Raw genomic sequence first — 2276 nt, forward strand, 5'->3', positions numbered from 1 at the left:
GAGCTCCCCCGCCACCGCTCCCTGTACGAGACGCTGGCCACCGCCTACGACGTCCACCTGACCGAGGCCGAGGAGACGATCGAGACCGTCCTCGCCACACCCCACGACGCACAACTGCTGGGTGTGGACGTCGGCCTCCCCATGCTCCTCCTCTCCCGCCACGCCTTCGACACCACCGGCCAGCCAGTCGAATGGGCCCAATCCCTCTACCGAGGCGACCGCTACAAATTCATAACCCGCCTCCGCCGCTGACCGCTCGACCACATCCGGCGCATCCTCCAGGAGCGGATGATTCACATCCTGCGAACGCGCGGCCGTCCTGGAATCAAAGGGTCTGACTTAGGGCCTTGATGGGCATTTGGAGGTCGGTGAGGAGGTCCAGGTCCTTTTGGGCGGGGCGGCCCAGGGTTGTCAGGTAGTTGCCGACGATGATGGCGTTGATGCCGCCCAGCATCCCGTCGCGGGTGCCCAGGTCGCCGAGGGTCAGTTCGCGGCCTCCCGCGTAGCGGAGGATGGTGCGGGGCAGGGCCAGGCGGAACGCGGCGATCGTCTTCAGCGCCTCCGTGCCCTCGACCAGCGGGAAGTCGGCGAACGGGGTGCCGGGGCGGGGCGCGAGGAAGTTCAGGGGGACCTCGTCGGGGTCCAGGTCGGCCAGCTGGGCGGCGAACTCGGCGCGCTGCTCGATCGTCTCGCCCATGCCGACGATGCCGCCGCAGCACACCTCCATTCCGGCGTCCTTCACCATGCGGAGGGTGTCCCAGCGCTCCTCCCACGTGTGGGTGGTGACCACGTTCGGGAAGTGGGAGCGGGCCGTCTCCAGGTTGTGGTTGTAGCGGTGGACGCCCATCGCGGCCAGTTCGTCCACCTGCTCCTGGGTGAGCATGCCCAGCGAGCAGGCGATGTTGATCTCGACGGCGTCGTTGATCGCCTTGATGCCGTCGCGGACCTGGGACATCAGGCGCTCGTCCGGGCCGCGGACGGCGGCGACGATGCAGAACTCCGTCGCGCCGGTCTTCGCGGTCTCCTTCGCGGCCTCGACCAGCTCGGGGATGTTCAGCCACACCGAGCGGACCGGCGACTCGAACTTGCCGGACTGGGAGCAGAAATGGCAGTCCTCGGGGCAGCCGCCCGTCTTCAGCGACACGATGCCCTCGACCTCGACCTCGGGGCCGCACCACCGCACCCGCACCTCGTGGGCGAGGGCGAGCAGGTCCTGCAGGCGTTCGGCCGGGAGGGTCAGGCACTGCAGGACCTGGTCGGCGGTGAGGCCCTTCCCCTCGTCCAGGACCTGGCGGCGGGCGACTTCGAGAATGTCGGTCACGTGTTACTCCTTGTCGAGGCCGTAGGTGTCGCGGAACGCGGCGGCGTCGAACGCGCCGCCGAAGGAGGGGGCCAGGCCGCGGTGCGCGGCGAGGAGGAACTCCGCCGGGTCCAGCGCACCGGCCCCGGCCGGCAGCACGCCCGAGAGCGGGCGGGCCGCGATCGTTTCCAGGTCGCGGATGTTGCTGCGCATCGCGAGGTCCGGGTCGTCCGGCCACTCCCCGATGACGACGCCCGCGAGCTGCACGCCGCGGTGCGCCATCGCCTCCAGCGTCAGCGCGGTGTGGTTGAGGGTGCCGAGGTCCGGGCGGGCCACGACGACCACGGCGGCGTCGAGGCGGTGCGCGAGGTCGGCGATCGTGGCGCCCTCGTCGTCGTAGCGGACGAGGAGGCCCCCTGCGCCCTCGACCAGCACCAGGCGGTGGGTCGCGGAGAGGTCCCGGATGCGTTCGGCCGCGTCCGGCAGGCGGAGGGGTGGGACGCCGGCGCGCCGGGCCGCGGCGGCCGGCGACAGCGGGTCGCGGAACCGGGCGAACTCGTGCACGTCGTCGAGGCCGGCGAGCCGCCGCACCTCGTCCAGGTCGCCGGGCTCCCCGTCGCGGACGCCGGTCTGGCCCGGCTTGACGACGGCGACGGACGCGCCGCGCGCGGCGGCGACGGCGGCCAGCGCCGCGGTGACCACGGTCTTCCCCACGCCGGTGCACGTCCCGGTGACCACGACAACACTCACAAAGCGGCACCCTAGCGCGGGCCCGCGGCCCGGACGCTCGCCGGACCCCACAGTCTTCGGCGGTGCTATTTTGTCGGCGGCGGAACCGGACCGAGGCGGCGGCGCGTCCAAGCGTCATGGCCGGTCCCTACACACGCTCCCGCCGGGTGTCGGCGCTCACCGTCGCGGCCTGCGCGGCGCTGACCTCCTGCGGCGGCTCCGAGACGGCCGAGCCGCCGTCCTCCCC

The 2276-nt window shown here is 72.1% G+C and carries 3 protein-coding genes; 1 reads left to right on the forward strand and 2 read right to left on the reverse strand.

Going from position 1 to position 2276, the window contains the following annotated elements:
• On the forward strand, positions 1–252 hold a 252-nt coding region (locus E1264_RS42125), incomplete at its 5' end, for a UTRA domain-containing protein (protein WP_132183116.1).
• A gap of 73 nt (positions 253–325) precedes the next feature.
• On the opposite strand, the gene bioB is transcribed toward E1264_RS42125, so the two are convergent.
• Entirely contained in the window at positions 326–1321 is a 996-nt protein-coding gene (gene bioB, locus E1264_RS42130; RefSeq protein WP_132183118.1) for a biotin synthase BioB, read from the reverse strand.
• A gap of 3 nt (positions 1322–1324) precedes the next feature.
• Complete coding sequence (gene bioD, locus E1264_RS42135) at positions 1325–2050, reverse strand: dethiobiotin synthase (protein WP_132183120.1); 726 nt, start codon at positions 2048–2050, stop codon at positions 1325–1327.
• Positions 2051–2276: the final 226 nt, after the last annotated feature.

Source organism: Actinomadura sp. KC216 (genome assembly GCF_004348535.1).
Classification (GTDB): Bacteria; Actinomycetota; Actinomycetes; order Streptosporangiales; family Streptosporangiaceae; genus Spirillospora.